Raw genomic sequence first — 6,517 nt, 5'->3', positions numbered from 1 at the left:
CCTGCGAGTCCGTCCGGCCGTGGACTGGTGAGTTCGCCCGGCCGTGGACTGGTGAGTTCGCCCGGCCGTGGTCCTGCGAGTCCGTCCGGCCGTGGACTGGTGAGTTCGCCCGGCCGTGGACTGGTGAGTTCGCCCGGCCGTGGTCCTGCGAGTCCGTCCGGCCGTGGTCCTGTGAGTTCGGCGCGCCGTGGACCTCGTGGACCTTTCCGCTCGCCCGAGCTGTGAACCTGTCAGCTGTCAGGTTGTACGACCAGATGCGTCGGGGTGTGGAAAAGTCACGGTGACTGTGCGTGAGCGGATGCATCCTGGACGCATGACGGATCTCTCGGGGTTTGCAGCGGATCACTCGCGGCTCGAAGCCGAGCTGCGCGGGGCCGTCCGGGGCGAGGTCGGCTTCGACGTCACCTCCCGGGCGCTCGTGACCATGGACGCGTCCAACTACCGGCGCGTCCCCCTGGGGGTCGTCGCACCGAGAGACGGCGACGACGTGGCCGCCGTGCTGGAGGTGTGCCGGGCGCGCGGGGTGCCGGTGGTGGCGCGCGGCGGGGGCACGTCGATCGCGGGCCAGGCGACGGGCACGGGCGTGGTGCTGGACTTCACCCGGCACATGGACGGGCTGCTGGAACTGGACCCGGGCACGCGGACCGCGGTCGTGCAGCCGGGGCTCGTCCTCGACCGGCTCCAGGAGGCCTCCGCGCCGCACGGTCTCCGCTTCGGCCCCGATCCGTCCACGCACAGCCGCTGCACCCTCGGCGGGATGATCGGCAACAACGCGTGCGGCACGCACTCGGTCGCCTGGGGGACGACGGCCGACAGCGTGCGCGAACTGTCGGTGATCACCGCGCGCGGGCAGCGGCTGCGGCTCGGGCGGGACTGGGCAGGGGCGCCGGACGGGCTGCGGGACCTGGCCGAGGGGGAGCTGGCGCGGTTGCGCACCGGCTTCCCGGACCTGCCCCGCCGTATCTCCGGCTATGCCCTGGACGCCCTGCTGCCCGAGAAGGGCGCCGACGTCGCCCGCTCCTTCTGCGGCTCCGAGGGCACCCTCGCCGTCCTGACCGAGGCGGTCCTGCGGCTGGTGGAGGCACCCCGCGAGCGTGCCCTCGCCGTGCTGGCGTACGCCGACGAGAGCGCCGCCGCCGAGGCCGCCGCAGGGCTCCTGCCGCTCGGCCCGCTGACCGTCGAGGGCATGGCGGCCGACCTGGTGCGCTCACCGGCGGGGCTGCCGAGGGGCGGCGCCTGGCTGTTCGTGGAGACCGGCGGGGAGACGGCGGGGGCGGCACGCGCGGGTGCGGAGGCGATCGTCCGCGCGGCCGACGTGGTCGACGCGGTCGTGGTGACGGACCCGGCGGCGCAGCGTGCCCTGTGGCGGATCCGCGAGGACGCGAGCGGCACGGCGACCCGGATGCCCGACGGCACGGAAGCCTGGCCCGGCTGGGAGGACTGCGCGGTGCCGCCCGCCCGGCTCGGCGCCTATCTGCGGGACTTCCGGCGCCTGCTCACCGCCCACGGCCTGCGCGGCACTCCGTACGGCCACTTCGGCGACGGCTGCATCCACGTCCGCATCGACTTCGACCTGCTCACCGAGGCGGGCGTCGGCCGCTTCCGCCGCTTCTCCGAGGAACTGGCCGACCTGGTGGTCGCCCACGGCGGCTCGCTGTCCGGGGAGCACGGCGACGGGCAGGCCCGCGCGGAGCTGCTGCCGCGCATGTACGGCGACGCGATGGTCGGGCTCTTCGAGCGGGCCAAGGGCGTCTGGGACCCTGACGACCTGCTCAACCCGGGCATGCTGGTCCGCCCGGCCCCGCTGGACGCCGACCTCCGTTTCTCGGTCCTGCCCCGCCGCCCGGTGGACGTGGCCTTCGGCTACCCGGCCGACGGCGGCGACTTCCGCGCGGCCGTCCGCCGCTGCGTCGGCGTCGCCAAGTGCCGTACGACGACGGTGACCGGACCCGCCGTCATGTGCCCCTCCTTCCGCGCCACCGGAGAGGAGGAGCACTCCACGCGGGGCCGGGCCCGCCTGCTGCACGAGATGCTCGCGGGTGAACTGGTCACCGACGGCTGGCGCTCCACCGAGGTCCGGGACGCGCTGGACCTGTGCCTGTCCTGCAAGGGCTGCCGCTCGGACTGCCCGGTCGGCGTCGACATGGCCACCTACAAGGCGGAGTTCCTCCACCACCACTACGCGGACCGGCGCCGCCCGGCCGCCCACTACAGCATGGGTTCGCTGCCGGTCTGGCTGCGCTGGATCGCCCGGACCCGTACGGCGCCACTGCTCAACGCGCTTGCCGCGGTACGGCCGTTGGCGGGCCTGGGCAAGCGGCTGGGGGGCATCGCGGCCGAACGGGAGATCCCGCGCGTGGCGTCGCGGACGTTCAGCGCATGGTGGCGGGGGCGCGGCGCTGCCGTAGCGGGTGCGGGTGCGGGTGTGGGTACGGGTGCGGGCGCAGGGGGCGAAGGCGCCGGGGACCTGGTCGTGCTGTGGCCCGACACCTTCACCGAGCACCTGTCCCCCTCCGTCGGCCGGGCCGCCGTCCGGGTGCTGGAGTCCGCGGGGCTGCGGGTGGGGCTGCCGCCGACGCTGCTGATGCGCGGACGCCCGGTCGGGGACGGCAGGTCACGGTCGGCGACCGCGCTGCTCTCGGCCCGCCGGGGACGGGTGTGCTGCGGCCTGACCTACCTCTCGACGGGCCGGCTCGACCGCGCCCGCACGGTCCTCGCGCGCACGCTCGACCTGATGGAACCGGTGCTGGAGGCCTGGGTCCCGGTCGTCGTCCTGGAGCCGAGCTGCGCCGCCGCCCTGCGCACCGACCTCCCGGAACTCCTGCACGACGACCCGCGCGCGGCACAACTGGCCGCCGCCGTCCTCACCTTCGCCGAGGCGCTGGAGCGCCACGCCCCCCACTGGACACCACCCGCCGTGGACCGCCCGGTCGCCGGCCAGACGCACTGCCATCAGCACGCGGTCCTCGGCGACGGCGCCGACCGCCGACTGCGTGAAGCGGCAGGCCTGACCGGCGAACTGGCCGGCGGCTGCTGCGGCCTGGCGGGCAACTTCGGCTTCGAGAAAGGCCACTTCGAGGTTTCCCGCGCCTGCGCCGAGGACCAACTCCTGCCGGCGGTCCGGGACGCGCCCGCACAGGCGGTGATCCTGGCCGACGGCTTCTCCTGCCGCACCCAGCTGGACCAACTCGCCGGGGTGCACGGCCGACACCTGGCGGAGGTGCTGGCGGAGGCACTTGAGGACGTGAACCCGGAGAAGGAGACGGGGACATGAGCGGCCCGGAAGCGGGTGGAGGGAACGCGGCGGACGGGGAGAAGAACGTGGAGAAGGACGCGGAGAAGAACGTGAGGGAGGACGTGGCGGAGAACGTGAGGGAGAACATGGCAGAGGACGTGGGGGAGGAGTTCGGCAGGGTGGCGGTCCTCTCCGACATCCACGGGGTGCTGCCGGCGCTGGAAGCTGTCCTGGCGGAGCCCGAGGTGGCCGGAGCCGACCGGATCGTCCTCACCGGGGACATCACGGCGGGCCCGCAGCCGGCCGAGGTGCTGGACCTGCTGCGGGAGCAGGGCGACCGGGTCCTGTGGGTCGGCGGGAACGCGGACCGGGAACTGGTGGAGTACCGGCGGGGCGAGCGGTCCGGGATCCCGGACCCCATCGGCCCGTTCGCCGCGCGGGCCCTGCGCGAGGAACAGGTGGACTTCCTCGCCGCCCTGCCCCGGACCCTCACCCTGCGCGTGCGCGGCCTCGGCACGGTGCTGTTCTGCCACGCCACCCCGCGCGACGACGAGGAGATGGTGCTGGTCGACTCCCGCCCCGCCCGCTGGGCCGAGGTCTTCACCGGCCTGGCGGCCGATGTCGGCACCGTGGTCTGCGGGCACACCCACATGCCCTACGCCCGTCTGGCCGAGGGCCGTCTGGTGGTCAACCCCGGCAGCGTCGGCATGCCCTACGGCCGCCCCGGCGCCCACTGGTGCCTCCTCGGCCCCGGCGCCGACCTGCGCGTGACCTCGTACGACATTCCGGCGGCGATCTCCCGCCTCGTCGCCGAGTGCGCCTACCCGGACATGGCCGAGTGGGCCGACTACTTCCTGCACGCACGGGCGACGGACACGGAAGTGCTGGCGGCGTTCGGACCGGGGGACGGGCGGGGCGAATCCGTAGGGTGAACGGGTCCGGCGATCTCGGAGGAGTAGTGCGCATGTCCCTGACCCTGCGGCCCATCACCCGCGCCGAGCACCTGGCCTTCGTGGCGGCGCTGCCCTCCGTCAGCCACATGCAGCTGCCGTCATGGGGTGATGTGAAGCCGGACTGGCAGGCGGAGAGCCTCGGGTGGTTCGAGGCCGACGGGCGGCTCGTCGGGGCCGGGCTGGTGCTGCTGAGACCGCTGCCCAGGGTGAAGCGGTATCTCGCCTATCTGCCGGAGGGGCCGGTCATCGGCTGGCACGCGCCCGACCTGGAGCGCTGGCTGGACCCTCTGCTCGCCCACCTGAAGAAGCGCGGCGCCTTCTCGGTCAAGATGGGGCCGCCCGTGGTCGTGCGGCGGTGGAACCCGGACGCGGTCAAGGCGGCGATCGCCGACCCGGACGCGCACCGGCTGCGGGACGCGGAGCCGACGTCGTACGAGCCGCGCGCCGGGGAGCTCGCGGAGCGCCTGCGCCGCATGGGATGGCGACAGGCCGAGCCGGGCGGCGAGGAGGGCTTCGCCGCCGGACAGCCCCGGTACGTCAGCCAGGTCCCCTATGCCGGACGGTCGCTGGAGGACATCCACCGCGGGCTCAACCAGCAGTGGCGTCGCAACATCAAGAAGGCCGAGAAGGCGGGTGTGACGGTCGTCCGCGGAGGCTTCGAGGACCTGCCGGTCTTCTACGGCCTCTACGCCGAGACCGCCGAGCGCGACCGGTTCATCCCGCGCCCGCTGTCCTACTTCCAGCGCATGTGGACGGCGCTCGCTGCCGAACACCCGGACCGGATGCGGCTGTACCTCGCCCACCACGAGGGCGAGGTGCTCGCGGCGGCCACCATGCTGATCGTCGGCGGCCACGTCTGGTACTCGTACGGCGCCTCCACCGGCCGCAGGCGCGAGGTCCAGCCGAACAACGCCATGCAGTGGCGGATGATGGCCGACGCCCACGAGCTCGGCGCCCACGTCTACGACTTCCGGGGCATCACCGACACCCTGGAGGAGTCCAACCACCTGCTCGGGCTGCTGCGGTTCAAGGTGGGCGCGGGCGGTGAGGCCGTGGAGTACCTGGGCGAGTGGGACTTCCCGCTGAACCGTCTGCTGCACAGGGCGCTGGGCGTCTACATGTCCCGGCGCTGACCCTTCCCGGTCTCCCGGTCTCCCGGTCTCCCGGCCTCCCGGCCTCCCGGCCTCCCGGTCTCACGCTCTCCCGATCACGCGGTCCCGATCAACTGGTCTCAGCATCCAGTACAGCTACATAAAGGGTTCACACTCCTGACGAGGTCCATTACCCTGGACTTGGTAGTACATCGCGATGAACGAACCCGATCGAGCACCTGGACCGCCCGTGACCACCTCCAGCGCCCCCGGCACCGCCGGTGCCGCCACGTCGACCCCGGTCGCTCCCGCTGCCGGGGCACCGAGCCGTCTCGCCTCGCTGGGCCCCGTCGGGCTGGTGCTGGCCGGCGGGATCTCGGTCCAGTTCGGCGCGGCGGTCGCGGTGACCTTGATGCCGCGGGCCGGCGCGCTGGGCGTCGTCACCCTCCGGCTCTTCGCGGCGGCCGTCGTCCTGCTCCTGGTCTGCCGCCCGCGCCTGCGCGGTCACTCGCGCACCGACTGGAGCACGGTGATCATCTTCGGCATCACCATGGGCGGGATGAACGGCCTGTTCTACGAGGCGGTCGCCCGCATCCCGCTCGGCCCCGCCGTCACCCTGGAGGTCCTCGGCCCGCTGGCCCTGTCCGTCCTCGCCTCACGCCGCGCGATCAACGCCGTGTGGGCGGGACTGGCGCTCGCGGGGGTCTTCCTGCTGGGCGGTGGAGGCTTCAGCGATCTCGACCCCATAGGTGTCGCCTTCGCCCTGGGGGCCGGCGCCATGTGGGCGGCCTACATCGTTTTCAGCGCGCGCACGGGGCGCCGCTTCCCGCAGGCGGACGGACTGGCCCTCGCCATGGCGGTGGCCGCCCTTCTCTTCCTGCCTCTGGGCATCGCCGAGGCGGGCAGCCGCCTGCTGAACCCCACCACCCTCGCCCTCGGCTCGGGGGTGGCCCTGCTCTCCTCGGTCCTGCCCTACACCCTGGAACTCCTGGCCCTGCGGCTGCTGCCAGCCTCCACCTTCGCGATCCTCATGAGCCTGGAACCGGCCATCGCGGCCACGGCCGGCTTCCTGATCCTCGGCCAGTCCCTGTCCGCCGCGCAGGCCGCCGCCATTGCCCTGGTCATCGCGGCGAGCATCGGCGCGGTCCGCACCCAGGTGGGCCGGGGCAAGGTGCGCGAACCGGTCCCGGAGGCCTGACCCGCACCGGGGCGCGTGCGCCGGTGCGTGTGTTCAGTCC

The 6,517-nt window shown here is 73.6% G+C and carries 4 protein-coding genes; all 4 read left to right on the top strand.

The window, feature by feature from the left end; all coding sequences use genetic code 11:
- Window positions 1–313: 313 nt before the first annotated feature.
- The 4 genes from ACWD5D_RS32945 (at window position 314) to ACWD5D_RS32930 (ending at window position 6,477) form a co-directional block, all read left to right on the top strand.
- Window positions 314–3,274: an FAD-binding and (Fe-S)-binding domain-containing protein gene (locus tag ACWD5D_RS32945; RefSeq protein WP_451376451.1), complete on the top strand. Its 2,961-nt coding sequence runs from the start codon at window positions 314–316 to the stop codon at window positions 3,272–3,274.
- 107 nt (window positions 3,275–3,381) lie between these two features.
- Window positions 3,382–4,167: a metallophosphoesterase family protein gene (locus ACWD5D_RS32940; RefSeq protein WP_451376491.1), complete on the top strand. Its 786-nt coding sequence runs from the start codon at window positions 3,382–3,384 to the stop codon at window positions 4,165–4,167.
- 32 nt (window positions 4,168–4,199) lie between these two features.
- Entirely contained in the window at window positions 4,200–5,321 is a 1,122-nt protein-coding gene (locus ACWD5D_RS32935) for a lipid II:glycine glycyltransferase FemX (RefSeq protein ID WP_451376450.1), read from the top strand.
- Between the two features lie 175 nt (window positions 5,322–5,496).
- The gene (locus ACWD5D_RS32930) at window positions 5,497–6,477 is read left to right on the top strand and encodes an EamA family transporter (protein ID WP_451376449.1); all 981 of its coding nucleotides are present in this window, start codon (window positions 5,497–5,499) and stop codon (window positions 6,475–6,477) included.
- Window positions 6,478–6,517 lie beyond the last annotated feature (40 nt).

Source organism: Streptomyces sp. NPDC002520 (genome assembly GCF_053595235.1).
The sequence above is the reverse complement of the archived record's forward strand: the minus strand, read 5'-3'. Positions and strand labels throughout refer to the sequence as shown.